Origin of the sequence: Streptomyces sp. 2-1, from assembly GCF_048564895.1 — a bacterium.
Taxonomy (GTDB): domain Bacteria; phylum Actinomycetota; class Actinomycetes; order Streptomycetales; family Streptomycetaceae; genus Streptomyces; species Streptomyces phaeochromogenes.
Map to the genome: position 1 here is coordinate 1,131,752 of NZ_CP183383.1, position 21,744 is coordinate 1,153,495.

Sequence of the window (21,744 nt, forward strand, 5' to 3'; positions counted from 1 at the left end):
GTCCAACAGGAGAATCGGATGGGATTCAGCGGATACGCTTCTCAATCATGGAATTGCGCCACCTGCAGCACTTCGTCGCGGTCGCCGAGGACCAGCACTTCACCCGGGCAGCGGAACGCCTGATGGTGTCCCAGTCCGGTCTGTCGGCATCGATCCGCGCGCTGGAGCGGGAGCTGCGGGCCCCGCTGTTCGTCCGTACGACCCGCCGCGTCACGCTCACCGAGGCGGGCCGGGCCCTGCTGACCGAGGCGGAGCGGATCCTGGCCCAGGTCCGTGCGGCCCAGGACGCGGTGGCCGCCGTACAGGGCGTGCTGCGCGGCACGCTCTCGCTGGGCACCGAGCAGTGCATCGCCGGGGTGCCCGTCGCACAGCTGCTGGCCGCGTTCCGCAGGCAGCATCCGGACGTGGAGATCCGGCTGCGGCAGGCCGGCTCTGGCGCGCTCGCCGAGGACGTCGCCGCCGGCCGCCTGGACCTGGCCTTCGCCGTGACGACCCGCGCCGACACGGAGCAGCTCCGCTGTCTGCCCCTGACCAGCGAGCCGATGACCGTGCTCTGCCACCCCTCGCACCGGCTGGCGACCGGAGGGCCCGTCACCCCGGACGAGCTCGGCGGCGAGCCCTTCGTCGACTTCCACCCCGACTGGGGGCCGCGCCGCACCACCGACGCGGCCTTCGCGGCGGCGGGCGTGCACCGCACGGTCGCCCTGGAGGTCAACGACGTGCACAGCCTCCTCGACCTCGTCGAGGAGGGCCTCGGCATCGCCGTCGTACCGCGCCACTTCGCCCACAAACGGCGGGCCCTGCCCGCACTGCCCCTCAAGGCCGACACCGAGACGCCGTACGAGACCGTCGCCATGCTCCCGCCCCCGGAGGCGACCAGTCCGGCCGCCCGGGCTCTGATGTCGCTGCTCGAAACAGGGGGTCTGGCACCACCCCAGGAGGGGCTCCAGGACTCCTGACCGGGCCCTCTCCCCGCCGCAGACTCGTGCACATCGATCACGACAACTGCGGCACGGGAGTGCGGAGATGACTGAGCACAGCCGACGGAACGTACTGCGCGGGGCGGCGGCCATCGCGGCGGCGAGCGGACTCGTAGGAGCGACGGGAGGACTCGCCGCCGGTGCTCCCGCCACCGCGAGGGGGCGCCATTTCCCGTTCCTTGAAGGGGCGTTCGCCCCGGTCACCGAGGAGCTGACCGCCTTCGGCCTTCCCGTCACCGGACGGATCCCGCGCGAGCTGAACGGCCGCTACCTCAGGAACGGGCCGAACGTCCTGGGCCTCGAGGACCCCCGGGCTCACCACTGGATGCAGGGCGACGGCATGGTGCACGGCGTCCGGCTGCGGGACGGCCGCGCCGAGTGGTACCGCAACCGCTGGGTCCGCTCCTCCCGCGTCGCCGAGAAGCTAGGCGAGCCCTACCCGGGGCCGGTGCCGCCGGACGACTTCCCGTGCAACACTCACGTCATCGGTCACCGCGGACGGGTCCTGGCCCTCCAGGAGAGCGGCCCGCTGCCGTACGAACTCGACTACGAGCTCAACACCGTGGGCACGTACGACTTCCGCGGCACCCTGGAGGGCGCGTTCACGGCGCACACCAAGCTCGACGCGGAGTCGGGCGAGCTGCACGCGATGACGTACTACCCGACCTGGAACCACATCCGGCATCTGGTGGTGAACGCCGCGGGGAAGGTCGTACGGACCACGAGGATCCCGGTGTCGGACAGCCCGATGATCCACGACTTCGCGCTCACCGAGAAGTACGTCGTCATCTTCGACATGCCGGTCACGTTCGACCCGGCGGGCGCCGAGCGGGGCGATCTGGTGCCGTATGTGTGGAACGAACGGCACCCCTCGCGGGTCGGTGTCATGCCGCGGTCCGGCGGGCGGGTCCGCTGGTTCGAGGTCGAGCCGACGTACTACTCGCACACCCTCAACGCGTACGACGAGGGGTCGTCGGTGGTCGTCGACTTCACCGCCTATCCGGCGCCCTTCTTCGTCGCGGGGCGTGGCTCCGGCGGGCCCTTCGGGGCCGGGACCGTCCGGCTGCACCGCTGGACGATCGACCGCGACCGGGGCCGCGTACGGACGAAGGTCCTGGACGACCGGCCGCAGGAGTTCCCGCGCGTCAACGAGGCGTTGGTCGCCCGCAGGCACCGGTATGGGTACACGACGGCCGCCGCCGAGATGTCGCTGGCGTATGTGACCGCCGACGGGAACCCGCCCGACCGGGCCTTCAGCAGCGAGCTGGTCAAGCAGGACCTGCTGCGCGGCACCTCGCAGGTGCACCGGCTGCCCCGGAACGCGGCGGTGGGAGAGGCGGTGTTCGTGGCCTCGAACCCGACGGACGCGAGGGCGGCCGAGGACGACGGCTACGCGCTGGCGTACGTGCACAATCCCGAGCGGGACGCGGCCGATCTGCTGATCCTGTCCGCCCAGGACTTCACGGGTGAGCCGGTGGCCCGGGTCCATCTGCCGGGGCGGGTGCCGCTGGGCTTCCACGGGAACTGGGTGCCCGACGCGTGAGAGCGCACAAGAAGCCGGCCGGAACCGCTGAGCGGTCCGGCCGGCCTCGGAGTGATCAGAGCTCGTAGCCCGGCAGGACGACGTCCCGGATGAGGGCGGCCCGCTCGTCGAACGGGATGAACGCGCTCTTGAGGGCGTTGACCGTGACCGTGCGCAGGTCGTCGAGGGTCCAGCCCGCCTCGTCGACGAGCAGGGACATCTCGCGGGTCATGGTCGTGCCGGAGACCAGCCGGTTGTCGGTGTTGAGGGTGACGCGGAAGCCCAGGTCGCGCAGGTGCGTGATCGGGTGGTCGGCGATCGAAGTGGCCGCGCCCGTCTGGAGGTTGGAGGTGGGGCACATCTCCAGGGCGATGCGGCGGTCGCGCACCCAGCCCGCGACGCGGCCGAGCTTGCCGTCCACGATGTCCTCGGTGATACGGACGCCGTGGCCGATGCGCTGGGCGCCGCAGACCTGGAGGGCCTGGTGGATGCTGGGCAGGCCGTGGGCCTCGCCGGCGTGGATGGTGAACGGGACGTTCTCGACGCGCAGGTGCTCGAAGGCGGCGAGGTGGTCGGCGGGCGGGAAGCCGTCCTCGGCGCCCGCGATGTCGAAGCCGACGACGCCCGCGTCCCGGAAGGCCACTGCCAGGTCGGCGGCTTCGCGGACCCGGTCGAACATGCGCATCCCGCACAGCAGCGTGCCCACGCGGACCGGCGTGCCCTGGGCCGCCGCCTTGGCCATACCGGCTGCCAGCCCCTCCTGCACGGTCTCGACGACCTCGGCGAGGGCCAGCCCGCCGTTGACCAGCAGTTCGGGGGCGTAGCGCACCTCGCCGTAGACGACACCGTCCTCGGCCAGGTCGAGCACGTACTCCTCGGCGGTGCGCAGCAGTCCCTCGCGGGTCTGCATCACGGCGAGGGTGTGCTCGAAGGTGGCTATGTAGCGGACCAGGTCACCGGAGTTGGCCGCCTCGTAGTACCAGGCGGCCAGTTCGTCCGGGTCCGTGGTGGGGAGCGTGTGGCCGACCGCGTCGGCGAGTTCGACGAGCGTGGTGGGGCGCAGGCCGCCGTCGAGGTGGTCGTGCAGGACGGCCTTGGGGAGCCTGCGGATGGTGTCGATGTCGATGCGGGACGCGGTCATGCGGTGTTCCTCGGCAGGTTCTCGGTGGATGTCGTCGGTGGATGGGGAGTGCTGATTACTGAGCAGCTGCGTCGGGGGCGGCCGGTTACAGGTCGGGCGCGGCGGGCTGCAGCAGGTCCCACCGGTTTCCGTACAGGTCCTGGAAGACGACGACCGAGCCGTACGTCTCGTGCCGGGGCTCCTCAAGGAAGGTCACTCCCGCCGCGGTCATCCGTGCGTGGTCGCGGGCGAAGTCGTCGGTGTGCAGGAAGAAGCCGACGCGTCCGCCGGTCTGGTCGCCGACCCGGCCGCGCTGTGCCTCGTCCTTGGCCCGGGCCAGCAGGAGCCCGGTGCCGTGCCCGCCGGTGTCCGGCTCCACGACGACCCAGCGGGACCCGTCGGGTCGCGGGGTGTCCTCGGCGAGCCGGAATCCGAGGGCCTCGGTGTAGAAGCGGATCGCCTCGTCGTAGTCGTCGACGACGAGGGTGACCAGGGCGACGCGTTTCATCGGAGCCTCTCGGGGAGTGAGGGGACAGGACACGAGGTGGGTTATACGTAACACGCGAGGATACGGCATCGGCGGGAGTGGTCGTGCGGGATGGTTTCGGTCGGTGACCTCCGATGCCGCCAAGGCAGGGGGCCGCGTGCCGTCGCCGTACCCGCCTCCTGCATGCTGGAGTCAAGATCAAGCGACAGGAGTGACACACCATGTCCGAGACGCCCAGGTCGACCGGAGCCCCCGCCCACCAGAACGTCACGTTCCCGAGCGGCGGCACCACCGCGCACGGCTATCTGGCGCTGCCGCCCTCCGGACAGGGGCCCGGCGTCATCGTGATCCAGGAGTGGTGGGGTCTCACCGACCACATCGCGGACGTCACCGAGCGCCTGGCGAAGGAGGGCTTCGTGGCGCTGGCTCCCGACCTGTACGGCGGCAATGTCGCCCACGACAGCGCCGAGGCGTACCGCATGATGCAGGACCTGCCCGTGGCGCGTGGCGTCGAGCTGCTCTCCGGTGCCGTCGACCATCTGCTCGCGATGCCCGAGGTCACCTCCGAGACCGTCGGCTCGGTCGGCTTCTGCATGGGCGGCGGTTTCGTCCTCTACCAGGCCGCCACCGACCCGCGCGTCCACGCCGCTGTCCCCTTCTACGGCGTCATCCAGGGCGAGACTCCCGACTTCTCCGGCCTCAAGGCGCAGATCCTCGGGCACTACGGCGAGCGCGACTCGGCCATTCCCGTCGACTCCCTCGCCCCGCTCCGCGACACGATCCGCGAGCAGTCCGGCATCACCCCGGACTTCCGCGTCTACCCCGCCGACCACGCCTTCTTCAACGACGGCCGCCCCGAGGTCCACGAGCCCGAGTCGTCGGCCCTGGCCTGGCGAAGCACGGTGGACTTCCTGCACGCACAGCTGGGCTGACCGGAGCGGCGGCACGGCAGTGCCGTGACGCGGGTCGCGAGGACCCGCGTCACTCACGGGTGGGGCGCTCCCGGCGCGCCTGTCTCTCCTGTCGTTCCTCAGGAGGACGCGGCGATCCGTACGCGGTGGCTGTCGCCGTCGGAGAGGAACCCGGCCAACTCCCGCCCCTGCTCCGCCACATCGGTGCGTTCGGCACGGGAGAGGCGGCGCAGCGGGGCGACCAGCACGGTGTCCGCCTCAACTTGCCAGGTCGCGGAGACCCGGCCGTCGACGAGAACGACGCGAGCGCCGGCGACCGACAGGCCGCGGTGGGCATCGTCGATGATCCGGCCGCGGTCGTGGTAGCCGAGGATCGCGTTGTCGAACGCGGGCAGGAACCGCGCCGGGGCGGGGGTTTCGGGGTCGGGGCGCGGTGCGTCGGGAAGGTCCAGCAGTTCCCGGCCCCGCTCGTCGCGGAAGCTCACCAACTCCTCGCGCACGGCGGTGATCGCGGCCGGCAGTCCGGCGAGGCCGCACCAGGCGCGCAGGTCGGCCGAGGCGGCGGGGCCGAACGCGGCCAGATAGCGCCGCACCAGCTGCCGGCCCACAGGATCGGAGCCGTCCTGGGCCGGCGGGTCGACCTCGCGCCCGAGCCAGGAGGAGATCGGGGCGTTGCGTACTCCCGCCCGGGTGCGCCACAGTCCGCGCGGGGGCAGTTGCACCATCGGGATGAGGGCGGAGACCAGCATTTCGCCCAGTGGCCGTGATCCCGGCTTCGGCCAGCGGTCGGCGAGGGCTCGCGCGAGTTCGCTCATCGAGCGGGGCTCGCCGTCGGCCATGACGGCCCGGCCCGCTGCGGCGAGTTCGTCGAGATCCACTCCGGCGAGTTCGTTGCGGTAGACCCCGAGGACCCGTTGGCGCAGCATGGCGTCGTGGCGGGCCCGCCAGGCCAGGGCGTCGTCGGCGGTGACGAGGTGGACGGTTCGGCGCATCAGATGGGTGCGCACCACGCTCCGCCCGGTCAGCAGGTCGGAAAGCACCGCCGGGTCGAACGCGCGCAGCCGCGACCAGAGCCCGATGAACGGCTCCTGCGGTTCCTGCGCCTGCACACCGCCGAGGTGCGCGACGGCGTCCAGCACCGGCAGGTCGGCGCGGTCGAGCAGCAACTGCCGTGCGAGCGTTGCCCTGTTGAGCGCCCGGGCGTCGAGAACGGTCATCGGGTCACCCCTGCGGCCTGTCCGAACCTCATGGTGCGCTCTTCCCTTCAAAAACGGGCTTCGGGTACGGGCTTCGGATACCGGCTTCGAATACGCACGTCGAATACGTGCAGGATTCCGAGGTCGGGACCGGGTCGGGCGGTGGCCCGACCCGGTCGGGATCCATCGGGGTCAGGTCGACTTCTGCCCGTCGAGCGTCTCGCGCAGGATGTCCGCGTGCCCGGCGTGCTGGGCGGTTTCGGCGATGACGTGCGTCAGCACCCGGCGCACACTGCGCACGGCTCCCAGCTCGTGCCAGGGCGCCTCCGGCAGCGGATGCGTCACCGAGAGGTCGGGCAGGGAGAGGATGACCTTCTCGCTGTGGGCGGCGACCTGTTCGTAGCGCTCCACGATCCCGGCCAGCGTCTCGCCGGGCAGCATCAGGAAGTCGTTCTGGTGGTCGATCATCCACTGCGGGAACTCGCGTGCGGTACCGGCCGCGATGTCGGCCCAGGTGACGCCGTCGGGCAGGTCGTGGCGCAGCGCCGACGGGCCGTCGACCACGAAGCGCAGCCATCCCTCCTCGATGGAGGCGACGTGCTTGATCAGTCCGCCCAGACACAGCGCGCTGGCGGTCGGGCGCTCACCGGCCTGCTCGTCGCTGAGCCCGCGCACTGTGTTGGTCAGGGCTGCCCGGGCGGTCGCGAGCGCGGCGATCAGGTCGGCCCGCTCGGCGTCGGGAGTGGAAGGGGGCGTGGTCATGGCGGTCACAGTGATCGGTCCTTCTGCCTCGTTCTCGGTGTTCAGTACGAGAACGACAGTCGCAGGAGAAGCGGTCAGGGAGCGTCCTCTACTCGGGGCAGTATGGGTGTCATGCCGAAGACATCAGCCCGACTGCTGTCCCTGCTCTCGCTGCTCCAGGCGCGCCGGGACTGGCCGGGGGCGCTGCTGGCGGAACGGCTCGACATCAGTCCGCGTACCGTGCGGCGCGATGTCGACCGGCTGCGCGAGCTCGGCTATCCCATCGTGGCCTTCAAGGGGCCCGAGGGTGGCTACCGGCTCGACGCCGGAACCGAGCTGCCGCCGCTCCTGTTCGACGACGAGCAGGCCGTGGCCCTCGCCGTCGCGCTCCAGATCGCCACGACCACCGGCGCCGGCATCGAGGAGGCCGCGGCGCGTGCGCTGACCACCGTCCGGCAGGTCATGCCGTCGCGGTTGCGCCGCCGGATCGACATGCTCCAGGTCACCGCCGTGGGGCGATCCGCGACGACGCGCCCGGAGTCGCAGGTCGACAGTGGCGTACTCATGGCACTCGGCGCCGCCGTCCACGCCCGCGAGGTGCTGCGCTTCGACTACGCCTCCCCGCCTGGAGCCGGTGACGACGATCCCGCCATGGCCGCACCGCGCCGGGTGCAGCCCCATCGCCTCGTCACCTGGGGCGGGCGCTGGTATCTGGTCGCCTGGGACCTCGACCGCGAGGACTGGCGCACCTTCCGCGCCGACCGGATCACTCCGCGCGTGCCTACCGGGCCCCGGTTCACGCCGCGCGAGCTGCCCGGAGGCGATGTGGCCGCCTTTGTGGCCGGCCGGTTCCGGGGTTCCGACGGGTCCCGCGGCTCCGGTGAATGGCCCTGCCGCGGCGAGGTGATCCTCGGGCTCCCCGCCGCAGAGGTGTCCCGCTACTCCCGCGACGGAGTCGTCGAGGAACTCGGCCCGGACCGCTGCCGGCTCGTCCTGGGTTCGTGGTCGTGGGCGGGCCTGGCCGCCGACATCGGGAGGTTCGACGCCGACATCGAGGTCGTCGGACCGGCCGAACTCCGGGACGCCTTCGGGCAGTTGGCCCGCCGCTACGCGAACGCGGCGACGGGCCCACTCGGCGAGAAGAGTCAGTACGTGTAGCCGTTGAGCGTCGACACCGCCGCCGCCGGGTTACCGAGGTCGTACCGGTCCACGGCAAGGAAGTTGGGCTTCTTGCGGGCGGCGGGCTGGCAGAACCGCTGGGCCCGGTCGGTGAGTTTGGTGTTGTCGGTGGTGGCCGTGGAGGCGATCGCGGCGTCACGGAAGTGGTTCATGACGAAGAGCGGCCGGAACGGCGGTGCCGTGGAGGTGAGGGGCACGTTGGAGTTGGCGTCGTACCAGCGGCTGTAGCAGGACCAGTCGGAGCCGCCGAGCCCGGAGCCCATGGACCAGTAGTTCTCGACGGTCCACTCGCGCTGGTACATCACGCCGAAGCTGTCGCGGGTGAGGCCGGCGGACTGGTCGGCGGAGCGGCTGTGGTCGGTGAAGATGAGCAGCCGGTCGTTGGCGGCGATGAGTTCCGACATCTTCGGCCAGCCGTTGGCGCGGACGCCGGTCTGGTCGGGGCGGTACAGCACGTCGGACAGGCCGTTGACGCGGGCCAGTTCGCTGCGCAGGACGCCCGGGTCGACGTAGTCCTCCAGGAAGACGGTGACGAACTCGTTCGGGTTCGCCCTCAGGTAGTCGACCATGCGCTGGATGTCGACCCACAGCGCGACCGGCCGGCTGACGAGGGTGCAGCTGTTGTGGCAGAGGATCGCGCCGTCGGAGGTCTGGTGGATGTCCAGCATGAAACCGCGTACGCCGTCGGTGAGTTGCTGGTTGATTCCCCGGCTCTGGTTCGGGACGAGGTTGACGAAGGGTGGCGCGAATCCGCCGTCGACGCCGTTCGCGTAGGCGTTGTGGGACGTGAGGAACGTGACCTGGTCCAGGGTGCGTTGGTCCGGGGACGGCATCGGAGAGGTCGGGGACGTCGTGGGAGTCAGGTACCAGGAGGACAGGTTCCCCGCCGCGCCCAGGGTCAGCTGGGCGGGGTAGTTGGAGCCGGACGGCTTCGCGGCGACCGTCAAGTACTGGTCGGCGCCCGGGACTTTGAGCCGGTACTGGTCGGTCCCCGTCGCCGTGATCTCCCACGGGGCGTCGCCGCTCGTACACGCCACGGTTCTCGCCTGACCACCGGAGCGGCCGAGGCAACTGCCCGCCGTGTCGGTGCTCTCCAGCACGTACGAGGCACCGCTCGACCTGAGCGTCCACTGCTGCCGGTCCTCGTTGCCCTTGGGGTTGCGCTGGACGACCGCTCCCCCGCTGTCCGCGGCATTCAGGCCGGTGACAGCGCTCTGCACGTAGAACACTCCCCCTGTCGGGACCGCCGCCGAGTGGGCGGGAGCGGCCAGGACGGAGGTGAGTGCCGCTCCGGCGGCGGTGAGGGCGAGCAGGGGGCGATGCATCCGCATGTCGGTAGGGGTCCCTTTCAGCAGCGCGACGGCGCCGGAAAACGGCAGCCGGGAATGGGGGGTCTGCGCGGGACACTCAATCGGCTTGGTATGTACTGGTCAATAGCCAGACCGGCCGGACAGGGCGGCGACATCGAGCCGCCGCCCCACGGCCGCCGGGGATACCCGGGCGGTACCTCAGCAGTACAGGTTGTTGCCCGGCGTCGTGCCGAGGATCTGGGTGAACCGCTGGTAGTTGTTCACCCGGCTCTGCACCTGGGCGGGGTTCTTGCCGTCGCACTCCAGCGAGCCGTTGATGGAGCGGATCGTCTGGCCGAAGCCGGCCTGGTTGACCATGGCGTTGTGCGGGGTCATGGTGCCGGGGCCGTTCTGCGTGTTCCAGTACCAGAGGCCGGTCTTCCAGGCCACGGCGGCGTCGTTCTGCACGAGCCAGGGGTTGCCCAGGAGATCGATGCCCAGCGCGTCGCCCGCGGCCTTGTAGTTGAAGTTCCAGCTGAGCTGGATCGGTCCGCGCCCGTAGTAGGCGGCCTGGCCGGCCGGGCAGCCGTACGGCTGGCCCCAGTCGCAGTAGTGGGGGTAGTTGGCGGTGTTCTGCTCGACGATGTGGACCAACCCGCCGGTCTCGTGGCTGACGTTGGCGAGGAAGGCGGCGGCCTCCTGCTTCTTCACCGTGTCGCTGCCGGTGTTCGCGAAGCCCGGGTAGGCACTCAACGCGGCCTTCAGCCCGCTGTACGTGTAGAACGAGTTCCGGCCCGGGAACATCTGGTTGAACTGAGCCTCGCTCACGACGAAGCCGGAGGGGTTGGTGCCTCCGTCACAGGCGTACGGCTCCCAGTACCAGGTGCTGATGGTGGGGTCGTAGCCCGGGTTGTCGTGCTCGGCTATGTAGGCCTTGCCGTCGGTGTAGCGGACGATGTTGCCGGTGACGTAGGACTTGCCGGCCACCCAGCTCGGGTAGCTCGAACAGGCCGCCGCGGACGCGCTCGACGCCGGCAGGAGCACCGGCGCGGCGCTTGCGAGCATGAGCGCGGCCACGAACGCGGAGATACGACGCCTCGACACAGGACCAACTCCTTCACGGAGCACGGCCACGCCCGTACGCGGGCACAGCGAAGCGGAACCTTGTGCGCGCAGGCCGGTGTGACCGGCCACGGCGTACGGGGCGGCCGTGGTGGGGGGTGAGGATGAACACTCAACTCCCTTGGTCTGGACCAGTCAAGGGTGTAGACCAGTCAACCCGCCCCGCGGCCGCGCCGATTCAGCCCAGCGGCTTCTCCAGCACCGCCTTGCGGTGGCTGAACGTCTCGATGGAGTAGCGGCCGTGGTAGTTGCCCATGCCGCTCTCGCCGACGCCGCCGAACGGCAGGTCGGAGACGGTGAGATGGGCGAGCGGCAGGCCGAAGCCGAGGCCGCCGGAGGACGTCTCGGCGGCCAGCCGCTCGCGCGTGACGTCGGACTCGGTGAAGACGTACAGAGCCAGGGGCTTGTCTCGGTCGTTGATGAATTCGACGGCCTCGTCGAGTCCTGGCACGGTCACGATCGGCAGGACCGGGCCGAAGATCTCCTCGCCCATCACCGGCGAATCGGGGTCCACGTCGGCCAGAACGGTCGGCGCGATGTACTTGGTCGCGCGGTCACTGACACCGCCCACGACGACACGGCCGGAGTCGAGCAGCCCGCTGAGGCGGTCGAAGTGCCGCTCGTTGATGATCCGGCCGTACTCGGTGGAGGTGGCGGCGTCGGTTCCGTACAGGCCCTCGACGGCCTTGGCCAGGGCCGGTTCCAGGGCGCGGGCCGTCTCCGGGTCGGTGAGTACGTAGTCGGGGGCGACGCAGGTCTGCCCGGCGTTGAGGAACTTGCCGCGGGCGAGGCGGTCGGCGACGACGGTCAGGTCGGCGTCGCGGTCGACGAACGCCGGGGACTTGCCGCCGAGTTCGAGGGTGACGGGGGTGAGGTGCTGGGCGGCGGCGGTCATGACGATGCGCCCGACGGTGCCGTTGCCGGTGTAGAAGATGTGGTCGAAGCGCTCGGCGAGCAGGGCCGTGGTCTCGGGGATGCCGCCCTCGACGACGGCGACCGCGCTTGTGTCGAGGTACTCCGGCAGACGCCGGGCCATGAAGGCGGAGGTGGCCGGGGCCAGCTCGCTGGGCTTGACGACGACCGCGTTGCCGGCGGCGAGCGCACCGAGCATCGGCGCGAGCAGGAGCTGCGCCGGATAGTTCCAGGGCGCGATGACCAGGACGACGCCGAGGGGGTCGTACTGCGTCCAGGCCGTGGCGTCCTCGCCGAGGTGCGCGGGAACGGGGGCGGACTCGGGGCGCAGCCACGCGTCGAGGTGCTCCAGGGTGTGGTCGATCTCCCGCACGACGAAGTTGATCTCCGTACGGAACGCCTCGGTGGAGCTCTTGCCCAGGTCGGCGTGGAGGGCCGCGGCCAGCTCCTCGCCGTGCACGGTGAGCAGCTCGCGCAGGCGGCGCAGCTGGGTGGTGCGCCATACGACGGGCTTGGTGCGGCCGGAGCGGAAGGTGGCGCGCAGCCGGGCCACGACGTCGGCGGGCTGCTCGGGGGTGGGCTGGTTCACGGTGCCTCGCTGGTCGGAGTGGGCCGGTGGCCCGCGTGCGGTGGGGTCGAGCGGCAAGCTCGATGTATATGGCAACCATTTATACGGCATCATGATTCCGCAGCACGCGAAGCAACTGGTCATGAGCGTCACAGATCACACCGAGGGCGCAACGGCCACTCGCGGCGAGGCCCTCCGGCGGCCTACACCTACACCTACACGGAGGTCTCGGCCGCCGCCCCGTCGAGCGTGTCCGCCAGCCGGTGCAGGAGCCCCCGCAGCAGTTCGTCGTCGCCGTCGCTCAGGACGGGCCACTGGACACGGACCTCGCGGTCGACGCGCCGCCAGTGGTCCTCGCCGCGCGGGGTGAGGTGGGCGAGGATGCGGCGCCGGTCCAGGGGATCGACGCGTCGGTAGACGAGGTTCTGGTCGACGAGCTGGTCGACCAGTTTGGTGAGGGTCGGGGGCGGCAGGAAGGCCGCCTCGGCGACCGCCGCCATCGGGTGACCCTCGCCGTCGGAGAGCAGGGAGAGCACACGCCAGGCGTCGAGCGAGCAGCCGTGCTCGTCCAGGGCGGCCTGGAGCCGGCGCGCCGCCAGTCGTTCGGCCCGCGTCAAGAGGTGCGTGAGGTCCTGAGACCGACGCGGAGGTGGGGTCGGCATCCTTCTCCTCGCTCCCGGGGGTCAGCACATCGTACAAGTCCCGCTTCCCACAGGGATCTCCCACATCTGCCGCCGCACGCGCGCACCGCGTGGCAGGCCCCGGCCGCCGCACATCCGTCGGGCCCCAGGTCTCTGCCGCCGCGGGCGCGGACCGTACCCCGAGACGGATTGGAGTTCACCGGGTGTTCCCGGAATCATGCCCCCATGGTCCGGCTCGACCCGCCTCCGCTCGACTGGTTCACGGCAGACGACTCGGTCGTCAGCGTGGCGCTGGTCTTCCCCATGCAGGGCGCCGCAGGGATCTTCGGGCCCACGTGCGAGTTGTGCGCGCGCCTCGCCGCGGAAGAGGTCAACCGCTCGGGCGGGGTGCTCGGCAAGGAGCTGCGGCTACTGCCGGTCGACGGCGGCGCCGAACCGCACCGCATCGCCGAGAACGTCGAGGCACTGGTCGACCTCGGCATCGTGCAGGGCGTCACCGGCTGGCACATCTCCTCCGTACGACAGCAGCTGGCACCACGGATCGCGCACCGCGTGCCGTACGTGTATACGGCGCTGTACGAGGGCGGCGAGGACACGGCCGGGGTGTTCCTGACGAGCGAGACCCCGAACGACCAACTGCGGCCCGCCATGCGCCTGTTGACCCGTGAGCACCGGGTGCGCCGGTGGTTCGTCGTGGGCAACGACTATGTGTGGCCCCGCCGTACGGCCCGGGCGGCACACCATTACGCGCGCGAGTCGGGCGGCGGTATCTGCGCGGAGGCCTATCTGCCGCTGGGCACCCACGACTTCGACGGAGTGCTGCGGCGGATCGAGCGGTCGGAGGCGGACGCCGTACTGATGCTACTCGTGGGCAGCGACGCGGTCCGGTTCAACCGGGCGTTCGCCGCCTCGGGCCTCGACGAGCGGTGCCTTCGGCTGAGCACCCTGATGGACGAGAACATGCTGATGGCGAGCGGCCCCACAGCCACCGCCGGCCTCTACAGCACGGCGGGCTTCTTCGCTTCCCTCGCCAACCAGGACACCCTCGACTTCCACGGCCAGTACGCCGGACGGTACGGAGTCGAGGCACCGGTCCTCGGCAGCCTCGGCGAATCGTGTTACGAGGGCGTCCTGTTGCTGGCCGCGCTCATCGACCGGGCCAGGACCCTGGACGTCTCCGCGATCGGCGCGGCGGCGGACACCGTCTCGTACGAGGGGCCGCGCGGGCTGCTGCATCTGCGCGGCAGTCATGTGCGCCAGCGCATCTACCTGGCCCGGGCGGACGGCGTGGACTTCGACGTCGTGGCCCAGCTGGATCTTCACGAAACCCGGCCTTGACATGTCCGCGCATCCGCGAAGATACTTCCCGCAGGAAGTAATTAGAATGCCTCGGGCGAACTGTGAATTCATGCGAAGAATTCCGCCCCGGGCATTTTTTGTTTCCCGGTGAGAGCCGGAAGATACCGCCGGGAAAGTACCGCGAAACACCGTGGAAACAGGGTGACTTGAGGCTGTGGACCGCACTTCAGGAGGAGGTTGTCCTCCCAGCCCGAGGGGGTTCTTTTGTCCAGCGGTTCCAGCGACTTCAGCCGTTTCAGGGGTTTCAAGGGGTCCGGTCCTTCCCGACGCCGGGTGATGGCGGGCGCCGCCGCGCTCACCGCCGTCGTCGTACTCTCCGCGTGCGGCGCCAAGACCGACTCGGCGGGCGGCTCGTCCGACGCGGCGGCCAAGGCCGACACGAGCGGCGACACGGTCAAGGTCGGCCTGCTCAACTCGCTCTCCGGCACCATGGCGATCAGCGAGGTGACCGTACGCGACTCGCTGAAGCTGGCGATCGACGAGATCAATGCCTCGGGCGGAGTGCTCGGCAAGAAGGTCAAGCCGATCAGTGAGGACGGCGCCTCCGACTGGCCGACGTTCGCCGAGAAGGCGAACAAACTCATCAAGGAGGACCGGGTCACGGCCACCTTCGGCTGCTGGACCTCCGCGAGCCGCAAGGCCGTGAAGCCCGTCTTCGAGAAGAACAAGTCCCTGCTGTTCTATCCCGTGCAGTACGAGGGACTTGAGGAGTCCCCGTACATCTTCTACACGGGTGCCACCACCAACCAGCAGATCGTCCCGGCACTCGACTACCTCAAGAGCCAGGGCAAGAAGAGCATTTACCTCGTCGGCAGCGACTATGTCTTCCCGCGCACCGCCAACAAGATCATCAAGGCGTACGCGAAGGCCAATGGCATGAAGGTGCTCGGCGAGGACTACGCGCCGCTTGGTTCCACCGAGTTCAGCACCATCGCCAACAAGGTGAAGGCCGCGAAGGCCGACGCGGTGTTCAACACCCTCAACGGCGACTCGAACGTGGCCTTCTTCAAGGAGTACAAGTCGGCCGGCCTGACCGCCAAGAGCATGCCGGTGGTCTCGGTGTCGATCGCCGAGGAAGAGGTCAAGTCGATCGGATCGCAGTATCTGGCGGGCCAGTTGACGGCCTGGAACTACTACCAGACGACCGCGGGCGAGGCGAACACCAAGTTCGTGAAGGCGTACAAGGCCAAGTACGGCCAGGACAAGCCGACCAGTGACCCGATGGAGGCCGCGTACACCTCGGTCTACCTGTGGAAGGCGATGGTCGAGAAGGCCAAGTCCTTCGACCCGGAGAAGGTGAAGGCGGCCTCCGACGGCATCACCTTCGACGCTCCCGAGGGCGAGGTCACCGTGGACGGCGCGAGCCAGCACATCTACAAGACCGCCCGGATCGGGAAGATCGGCACCGACGGGCTGATCGAGCAGGTGTGGGACTCCGGCAAGGCGATCAAGCCGGACCCGTACCTGAAGGGCTACGACTGGGCCTCCGGCCTCTCCTGACCGACCGTCACGTGCGGGCCGGCCTTCTGAAGAGAGGGCCGGCCCCGCGTCCCGCCTCCCCGGAGCCGCCGTATGACCGTGATCCTCGGTCAGACCTTCACCGGTATCAGCATCGGTGCCGTCCTGCTGCTCATCGCGCTCGGTCTCTCGCTCACCTTCGGCCAGATGAACGTCATCAACATGGCCCACGGCGAGTTCATCATGGCCGGCGCCTACACCACATACGTCCTCCAGAAGTCCATCTCCAGCGCGGGCCTCTCGCTGCTCGTCGCGCTGCCGGTCGCCTTCCTCGTCGCCGGTGCGCTCGGCGCGCTCCTCGAGTGGGTGCTCATCCGCCGTCTGTATCTACGGCCCCTCGACACGCTTCTCGTCACCTGGGGTGTCTCGCTGATGCTCCAGCAGGCGGCCCGGGACATCTTCGGCGCACCGAACGTGCAGACCCGCGCGCCCGATCTGCTCACCGGGAACATCACGGTCATCGGCGGCGACGATCCGCTGACCTTCGCCAACAGCCGTCTGTTCATTCTGGGGTTGGCGATCGCGGCCGTGGTCGCGCTGTCGCTGACGCTGCGGCTGACTCCGCTCGGCCGCCGGATCCGCGGGGTCGTGCAGAACCGGGATCTCGCCGAGGTGTCCGGCATCTCCACCTCACGGGTCGACCGGACCGCCTTCTTCATCGGGTCGGGGCTCGCGGGTGTGGCCGGTGTCGCGCTGACGCTGGTCGGCCCGATCGGTCCCACGATGGGCACCAACATCATCATCGACGCGTTCCTGGTGATCGTGGTCGGCGGCATCGGACAGCTCAAGGGAACGGTCATCGTCGCCTTCGTCCTCGGCGTCCTGCAGTCCGTCCTCGAATACTCCACCACCGTCAGCGTCGCGAAGGTGCTCGTCCTCGTGGCCATCGTCGCGTTCCTCCAGTGGCGGCCCCAGGGGCTGTACACGCTGCGTACGAGGAGTCTCGTATGACCCTGCAGACTCGGCTCAAAGGCCGGTCGGCGCGCGCCTGGGGCGGATTCGCCGCGGCCGCGCTCGCCCTGTTCGCCGTAGCCCCGCTGGCGCTCTCCGACTTCCGGCTCGGGCTGCTCGCCAAGTACCTGTGCACCGCGATGGTCGCCGTCGGCATCTGTCTGGCCTGGGGCCGCGGCGGACTGCTCACGCTCGGGCAGGGTGTGTTCTTCGGGCTCGGCGGCTACGCCATGGCGATGCATCTGAAGATCGCCGACGCGGGTCCTGGCAACCTTCCCGACTTCATGCAGCTTTACGGCACGGCCACCGAACTCCCCTGGTGGTGGCGGCCGTTCGAGAACCCGCTCTTCGCGCTCGCCGCGACCGTGCTGCTGCCGATGGCCGTGGCCGCGATCCTGGGCTCGTTCATCTTCCGCCGCCGGGTGAAGGGCGCGTACTTCGCGATCCTCAGCCAGGCGCTCGCCGCGGCCTTCGCGATCTGGCTGATCGGCCAGCAGGCCACGACCGGCGGGACCAACGGACTCACCGACATCCAGGGCTTCTTCGGCTACGACCTCAACGACCCGGTCAACCAGCGGATGGTGTACTTCATCATCGCCGCCGCTCTGTTGCTGCTGATCGCCCTCGCCCGGCAGCTGATCCACAGCCGCTACGGCGAACTCCTCGTCGCCGTACGGGACTCGGAGGAGCGGGTGCGCTTCCTCGGGTACAACCCGGCGAACGTGAAGCTCGTCGCGTACGTCGTGGCGGCCGGCATGGCCGGGCTCGCGGGCGCGCTGTTCGTGCCCGCGGTCGGCATCATCTCCCCCGCGATGATCGGCATCGTGCCGTCGATCGAGTTCGTCATCGGTGCCGCGGTCGGCGGCCGGGCGAGCCTGGTCGGTGCGGTGCTCGGCGCGGTCGGGGTGGCCTGGGCGAAGACGGCCCTGTCGGAGGAGTTCCCGGCGGCCTGGACGTACTTCCAGGGGCTGCTGTTCATCGTGGCCCTGGCGTTCCTGCCGGGTGGTCTCGCCTCGCTGGTGGGGATCGTACGGCGGCGCAGGTCCTCGCGCGCGACCGGCGACGCGGCCGGCGACGGGACCGGGGAGAAGACGCCCGCCCTTCCTCTTGGAGAAGCAGCATGAGTGCTCTTGGAGACGCAGCATGAGTGAACTCTCGAGTCTTGAGATACGCCGACTGCGGGTGTCCTTCGACGGGTTCACCGCGGTCGACGGTGTGGACCTCGACGTACGGCCGGGCGATCTGCGCTTCCTGATCGGCCCCAACGGCGCGGGCAAGACCACACTCGTCGACGCCGTCACGGGCCTCGTGAAGGCCGAGGGCTCCGTGCTCTTCGGCGGCACGGAGCTGCTGGGGCGGAGCGTGCACACCATCGCCCGGTCGGGGATCGGCCGCACGTTCCAAACGGCCACCGTCTTCGAGGAGTTGACGGTCCTTCAGAACCTGGACATCGCGGCCGGTGCCGGACGCGGCTTGCTGACGATGCTGCGGCGCCGCAAGGGCGTGCCGGAGCCCGTCGCACGTGCGCTGGAGACGGTCGGGCTCGCGGAGCTGGCCGACTCCCCCGCCGGGACGCTCGCGCACGGGCAGAAGCAGTGGCTGGAGATCGGCATGCTGCTCGTCCAGGACGTGCGGCTGCTGCTGCTCGACGAACCGGTCGCCGGGATGAGCCACGACGAACGGCAGGCCACGGGTGAGCTGTTGGAACGCATCAGCGAGGAGCGGACCGTGGTCGTCATCGAGCACGACATGGACTTCATGCGGTCCTTCGCGCGCAGCGTCAGTGTGCTGCACGCGGGCAAGGTGCTGAGCGAGGGGACGGTGGCCGAGGTGCAGGCCGATCCCAAGGTGCAGGAGGTGTACCTCGGGCACGCGGCGGTCCAGGACGCCGAGTTGATGCTGCCTGAAGAGCCCGAGCCCGCGGCCGGCGCGGCGCCGAGTCCGGTCGTACAGGAACAGGAGGCGTGAGGCGGACATGAAGCTGGAGATCGACGACATCCGGGTCGGCTACCACCGCAGTCTCGTCCTGCACGGAGTCTCCGTGGAGGTGCCGGACGACGGGGTCGCCGCGGTGCTCGGGCACAACGGCGCGGGCAAGAGCACGCTGCTGCGGGCGGCCGTGGGGCTGCTCACCCCGTCGAGCGGAGCGATCCGTCTCGACGGCGAGGACATCACCCGTCGCAAGCCGCACGAACGCGTGGCGCGCGGCATGGCGTACGTGCCGCAGGGCCAGCAGGCCTTCCCGCATCTCACGACGGCGGAGAACCTCCAGCTGGTCGCGGACGGCCGCAAGCGCGGCAGGGCGGCGATCGACGAGGCGCTCGACCTGTTCCCCGCGCTGAGGACTCTGTCGGGGCGGCGGGCAGGACTGCTCTCCGGCGGTCAGCGGCAGCAACTGGCCATCGCCCGGGCTCTGGTGACGGAGCCTCGGATACTCCTCCTCGACGAGCCGACCGAGGGCATCCAGCCCTCTGTCGTGGCCGAGATCGAGGAGACGATCCTCGCGCTGGCCGCCCGCGGCGGACTCTCGGTGCTCCTCGTCGAGCAGCACGTCGGCTTCGCGATGCGGGCGGCGCAGCGCTACTACGTCCTGGAGGCCGGCCGCGTCACGTCGTTCGGCGAAGGCGGGCAGGAGGCGGAGCGGTCGGTGCGCGAGGCGCTGAGCGTGTAGCGGTTCGCATCAGGATTCCCCCAAGCCTTCTCCAGGGCTGCTGCACGGATTCACTCCACCTGGAGTTCCGTCCTGCGGCGCTCCAGGTGGGCGCGCTCGGCCGGGTTCTCGGTGAGGGCGACGGCCGCCTCGTACGCCGCTGCCGCTTCCGTCGGTCGCCCGAGGCGCCGCAGCAGTTCGGCTCGTACGGCGTGGAAGGCGTGGTAGCCGTCGAGGTCGAGGGTGTCGACGAGGGCGAGGGCCGTGCGCGGGCCCTCGGTCTCGGCGACCGCCACCGCGCGGTTGAGGGCGACGACCGGGTTCGGGGCGAGGGCCATCAACTGGTCGTAGAGCGCGAGGATCTGGCCCCAGTCGGTGGCGTCCGCGGTGGGCGCGTCGCTGTGTACGGCGTTGATCGCGGCCTGGATCTGGTAGGGGCCGGGCTGGTTGCGGCGCAGGCAGCGGCGTACGAGGGACTGTCCCTCGGCGATCAGGTCGCGGTCCCAGAGGCTGCGGTCCTGGTCGGCGAGGAGGACCAGGTCTCCGTCGGGGGTCTCCCGGGCCGGGCGGCGTGCCTCGATCAGGAGCATCAGCGCGAGCAGCCCGAGGACCTCCGGCTCGTCCGGCATCAGCTCGGCGAGGACACGGCCGAGGCGTACGGCCTCCGCGCACAGGTCCTCCCGGCCCCCGTATCCCTCGTTGAAGATGAGGTAGACGACGGCCAGCACGCCCCTGACCCGGTCCGGAAGGTCGGCGTCTCGCGGGACGCGGTACGGGATGCGGGCGTCGCGGATCTTGGCCTTGGCCCTGACCAGGCGTTGGGCCATGGTGGGCTCGGGTACGAGGAAGGCGCGCGCGATCTGTGGCGTGGTGAGCCCGCCAAGGAGTCGCAGGGTGAGAGCGACCTGGGCCTGGGTGGCGAGCGCGGGGTGGCAGCAGGTGAAGATCAGGCGGAGCCGGTCGTCGCGCACGGGGCCCTCCTCGGGCGGTGCGTCGGGGGCGTACAGCTGGGCCGCCTCGGCGTGCCGGGCCTCACGCGTGGACTCGCGGCGCAGCCGGTCGACGGCCCGGTTCCGGGCGGTGGTGATGATCCACCCGGCCGGGCTGGGCGGGATCCCCGTCTCCGGCCACTTCCGCACGGCCGTGGCGAACGCGTCCTGGACCGCTTCCTCGGCGAGGTCGATGTCGCCGAGGAAGCGGACGAGGACGGCGACCGCGCGGCCGTACTCCGCGCGGAAGACGGCCTCGATGCCGGCCTTCGCGGTCATCGGTCCTCAGCCCTCACTCCCGGCTCCCCACTCGCCCTGTTCTCGCTCCCCTGCCCTCAGCCCTCGGCCTCGCCCATGAAGGGCCGCACCTCGATGGGGAGCGTGGTCGCCAGAGTCGCCTTGCGGCCCCATTCGAGCGCCGCGTCGAGGTCGGGTGCCTTGATGAGACAGATCCCGCCGAGATACTCCTTGCTCTCGGTGTACGGACCGTCGGTGATCAGTACGTCCCCCTTGTCGGCCCGCAGCACGGTGGCCGTCTCGGGCCCGTGCAGCCCCCCGGCGAACACCCACGCGCCGGCCGCCTTCAGCTCGGCGTGGAAGACATCGAGGTCGCGCATGATCCCTTCCAGGACCTCGGGCTCGGGCGGCTCCCCCACCGGCTGCATCACGCTCAACAGGTAGTGCTTCATGACGTGTCCTCCTTGGTGGTCTCTCACTGACTACACGAAGGGGGAACCGCCGGATCGACACACGCCACGACATCCGCGGAAGATTTTTCCGGTCACCGCCCGGACGCACGCGCCGGCGTGGAGTCCGGCGTGTAGTGGTGGGCCCGGACCCGGCGCAGCCACGCCTCGACGGGCGCCTCGTCCGGCTGCTCCGGCAGGGCGCTGCGGGTCTCGTCGAAGGCCGACTCGTAGTGCTGGAGCAGCGGCAGCGCGGCCATGGCGTCGGCTGCCACCTGTTCGCCGAAGCGGTGGTACTCCTCCGGGTTCTCGACGCGGATGCTCACGCGGCCGGTGGCGTACAGCTCGAAGCCCTGGTGGCACAGGCGGCGCAGATGCCGGGCGTGCTTGGCCGTGCGTTCGCGGGTGTCCGCGGAGAGGGAGCTGTCGCCACGGTCGTAGAGGCGCTTGAACTGCTGGGTGGCGTACCCGAGATAGGCATCGCGGACGCGCTTCGCTGACAGCAACGTCGTGCGGATGCCGATGAGTTCGTCACCCAGCGGAGTGCGGACCTCGTACAACTCGTCGGGAAGCCACACCAGTTCGGTGACCGTCGGATTGCCGCGCAGGGCGAGTCGGCACCACTTGGCCGCTTCATGGAGGGTGCTGTCGGGCTTGGTCGTGACGTGGGACTCCTTCGGCGGGTGCAGGCCGTGGAGGTCGTCGGTGGGGGCGGCGAACATGCCGAGTCGGTCCACGTCCGAGCCCTCGTGGGCCAGGCCGTAGGCGGTGGATCCGACGATGCCGGACAGCAGGATGTTCGAGGTCGTCACAGCCGTCCCCCCTTGTTTGTGTGAGTTCCCTTGTACGGGCCGGGCAGCCGGTTTCTGTCGGGCCCGCGTCAAGGTCATCACCTGGGAGGCGTCGGAGTACAGCGGTTTTCC

21 protein-coding genes are annotated in these 21,744 nt (G+C 70.2%); 10 read left to right on the forward strand and 11 right to left on the reverse strand.

The window, feature by feature from the left end; translation table 11 throughout:
• Window positions 1–47 precede the first annotated feature (47 nt).
• Together ACN20J_RS05140 and ACN20J_RS05145 are read left to right on the forward strand one after the other, a co-directional pair.
• Window positions 48–959, forward strand: coding sequence for a LysR family transcriptional regulator (locus ACN20J_RS05140; protein WP_266750788.1), 912 nt, complete (start codon window positions 48–50; stop codon window positions 957–959).
• A 67-nt stretch (window positions 960–1,026) separates the two neighbouring features.
• Window positions 1,027–2,523, forward strand: coding sequence for a carotenoid oxygenase family protein (locus ACN20J_RS05145; protein WP_419665344.1), 1,497 nt, complete (start codon window positions 1,027–1,029; stop codon window positions 2,521–2,523).
• Between the two features lie 55 nt (window positions 2,524–2,578).
• Here ACN20J_RS05145 and ACN20J_RS05150 read toward each other — a convergent pair whose 3' ends face one another.
• Both ACN20J_RS05150 and ACN20J_RS05155 read right to left on the reverse strand, forming a co-directional pair.
• Window positions 2,579–3,643 (reverse strand): adenosine deaminase, encoded by a 1,065-nt coding sequence (locus ACN20J_RS05150; protein ID WP_419665345.1) that lies wholly within the window; start codon window positions 3,641–3,643, stop codon window positions 2,579–2,581.
• 85 nt (window positions 3,644–3,728) lie between these two features.
• A complete protein-coding gene (locus tag ACN20J_RS05155) occupies window positions 3,729–4,130 on the reverse strand; it encodes a VOC family protein (RefSeq protein ID WP_361995798.1) in 402 nt (133 codons plus the stop codon).
• 200 nt (window positions 4,131–4,330) lie between these two features.
• Here ACN20J_RS05155 and ACN20J_RS05160 point away from each other — a divergent pair, with 200 nt between their 5' ends.
• Window positions 4,331–5,041 carry a dienelactone hydrolase family protein gene (locus ACN20J_RS05160; RefSeq protein WP_055618039.1) on the forward strand — a complete coding sequence of 237 codons (711 nt, stop codon included), beginning with the start codon at window positions 4,331–4,333 and terminating at the stop codon, window positions 5,039–5,041.
• Window positions 5,042–5,139: 98 nt separating this feature from the next.
• On the opposite strand, the gene ACN20J_RS05165 is transcribed toward ACN20J_RS05160, so the two are convergent.
• Window positions 5,140–6,237, reverse strand: a complete 1,098-nt coding sequence (locus ACN20J_RS05165; protein WP_419665346.1) for a winged helix DNA-binding domain-containing protein — start codon at window positions 6,235–6,237, stop codon at window positions 5,140–5,142.
• A 171-nt stretch (window positions 6,238–6,408) separates the two neighbouring features.
• Window positions 6,409–6,987, reverse strand: coding sequence for a DinB family protein (locus tag ACN20J_RS05170; protein WP_361898870.1), 579 nt, complete (start codon window positions 6,985–6,987; stop codon window positions 6,409–6,411).
• A gap of 102 nt (window positions 6,988–7,089) precedes the next feature.
• Between ACN20J_RS05170 and ACN20J_RS05175 the strand changes: the two genes are divergently transcribed.
• Window positions 7,090–8,115, forward strand: a complete 1,026-nt coding sequence (locus ACN20J_RS05175) for a helix-turn-helix transcriptional regulator (RefSeq protein ID WP_419665347.1) — start codon at window positions 7,090–7,092, stop codon at window positions 8,113–8,115.
• Here ACN20J_RS05175 and ACN20J_RS05180 read toward each other — a convergent pair.
• The 4 genes from ACN20J_RS05180 to ACN20J_RS05195 all read right to left on the reverse strand — a co-directional run bounded on the left by ACN20J_RS05180 (window position 8,103) and on the right by ACN20J_RS05195 (window position 12,689).
• Entirely contained in the window at window positions 8,103–9,467 is a 1,365-nt protein-coding gene (locus ACN20J_RS05180) for a phospholipase (RefSeq protein WP_361995805.1), read from the reverse strand. The genes ACN20J_RS05175 and ACN20J_RS05180 overlap by 13 nt on opposite strands.
• A gap of 177 nt (window positions 9,468–9,644) precedes the next feature.
• The gene (locus ACN20J_RS05185) at window positions 9,645–10,529 is read right to left on the reverse strand and encodes a glycoside hydrolase family 19 protein (RefSeq protein WP_189839054.1); all 885 of its coding nucleotides are present in this window, start codon (window positions 10,527–10,529) and stop codon (window positions 9,645–9,647) included.
• 196 nt (window positions 10,530–10,725) lie between these two features.
• Window positions 10,726–12,105, reverse strand: a complete 1,380-nt coding sequence (locus tag ACN20J_RS05190; RefSeq protein WP_419665348.1) for an aldehyde dehydrogenase family protein — start codon at window positions 12,103–12,105, stop codon at window positions 10,726–10,728.
• 137 nt (window positions 12,106–12,242) lie between these two features.
• A complete protein-coding gene (locus tag ACN20J_RS05195; protein WP_419665349.1) occupies window positions 12,243–12,689 on the reverse strand; it encodes a MarR family winged helix-turn-helix transcriptional regulator in 447 nt (148 codons plus the stop codon).
• Between the two features lie 204 nt (window positions 12,690–12,893).
• Between ACN20J_RS05195 and ACN20J_RS05200 the strand changes: the two genes are divergently transcribed.
• The 6 genes from ACN20J_RS05200 (at window position 12,894) to urtE (ending at window position 19,167) form a co-directional block, all read left to right on the forward strand.
• Window positions 12,894–14,006, forward strand: coding sequence for a substrate-binding domain-containing protein (locus ACN20J_RS05200; RefSeq protein WP_419665350.1), 1,113 nt, complete (start codon window positions 12,894–12,896; stop codon window positions 14,004–14,006).
• Window positions 14,007–14,303: 297 nt separating this feature from the next.
• On the forward strand, window positions 14,304–15,527 hold the full coding sequence (urtA, locus tag ACN20J_RS05205; protein ID WP_189839235.1) for an urea ABC transporter substrate-binding protein: 1,224 nt from the start codon (window positions 14,304–14,306) through the stop codon (window positions 15,525–15,527).
• Window positions 15,528–15,599: 72 nt separating this feature from the next.
• Complete coding sequence (gene urtB / locus ACN20J_RS05210; RefSeq protein ID WP_055610439.1) at window positions 15,600–16,496, forward strand: urea ABC transporter permease subunit UrtB; 897 nt, start codon at window positions 15,600–15,602, stop codon at window positions 16,494–16,496.
• On the forward strand, window positions 16,493–17,620 hold the full coding sequence (gene urtC, locus ACN20J_RS05215) for an urea ABC transporter permease subunit UrtC (protein ID WP_190228384.1): 1,128 nt from the start codon (window positions 16,493–16,495) through the stop codon (window positions 17,618–17,620). The genes urtB and urtC overlap by 4 nt, the downstream gene beginning before the upstream one ends.
• Window positions 17,621–17,639: 19 nt before the next feature.
• Window positions 17,640–18,464, forward strand: coding sequence for an urea ABC transporter ATP-binding protein UrtD (gene urtD, locus ACN20J_RS05220; protein ID WP_190228385.1), 825 nt, complete (start codon window positions 17,640–17,642; stop codon window positions 18,462–18,464).
• A gap of 7 nt (window positions 18,465–18,471) precedes the next feature.
• The gene (gene urtE, locus ACN20J_RS05225) at window positions 18,472–19,167 is read left to right on the forward strand and encodes an urea ABC transporter ATP-binding subunit UrtE (RefSeq protein ID WP_190228386.1); all 696 of its coding nucleotides are present in this window, start codon (window positions 18,472–18,474) and stop codon (window positions 19,165–19,167) included.
• A 50-nt stretch (window positions 19,168–19,217) separates the two neighbouring features.
• On the opposite strand, the gene ACN20J_RS05230 is transcribed toward urtE, so the two are convergent.
• From ACN20J_RS05230 to ACN20J_RS05240, 3 genes are all read right to left on the reverse strand, one after another.
• Window positions 19,218–20,414 carry an RNA polymerase sigma factor gene (locus tag ACN20J_RS05230; protein WP_190228387.1) on the reverse strand — a complete coding sequence of 399 codons (1,197 nt, stop codon included), beginning with the start codon at window positions 20,412–20,414 and terminating at the stop codon, window positions 19,218–19,220.
• A gap of 56 nt (window positions 20,415–20,470) precedes the next feature.
• Window positions 20,471–20,824: a YciI family protein gene (locus ACN20J_RS05235; protein ID WP_055610444.1), complete on the reverse strand. Its 354-nt coding sequence runs from the start codon at window positions 20,822–20,824 to the stop codon at window positions 20,471–20,473.
• A gap of 92 nt (window positions 20,825–20,916) precedes the next feature.
• Window positions 20,917–21,633 (reverse strand): DNA polymerase beta superfamily protein, encoded by a 717-nt coding sequence (locus ACN20J_RS05240; RefSeq protein WP_246575056.1) that lies wholly within the window; start codon window positions 21,631–21,633, stop codon window positions 20,917–20,919.
• Window positions 21,634–21,744 lie beyond the last annotated feature (111 nt).